This is a genomic window from Pseudomonas sp. SIMBA_068 (genome assembly GCF_046534705.1).
GTDB lineage: Bacteria > Pseudomonadota > Gammaproteobacteria > Pseudomonadales > Pseudomonadaceae > Aquipseudomonas > Aquipseudomonas putida.
The window spans coordinates 1-247 of the sequence record NZ_JAWRYI010001264.1; the positions used below are offsets into that span (position 1 = coordinate 1).

Consider the following 247-nt stretch of genomic DNA (forward strand, 5'->3'; position numbering starts at 1 on the left):
GCGATTTCGGCCTCTCGCCGCTACTGGCGTTTCCGCTAGTGCTGGTGATGGGCTGTGCCTTCGGCGCATTTATGGGGCTTTTGATCGACGCCCTGAAGATCCCGGCATTTATCATTACCCTGGCGGGGATGTTCTTTTTGCGCGGTGTCAGCTATCTCGTTTCGGAAGAGTCGATTCCGATAAACCATCCCATTTATGACACGCTCTCAAGCCTTGCGTGGAAAATCCCTGGCGGCGGTCGCTTAAG

1 protein-coding gene is annotated in these 247 nt (G+C 55.1%); it reads left to right on the top strand.

Going from position 1 to position 247, the window contains the following annotated elements; genetic code table 11:
• The coding region (locus tag SB756_RS33615; RefSeq protein WP_410913704.1) for an ABC transporter permease subunit at nucleotides 1-247 on the top strand (247 nt) is incomplete at both ends.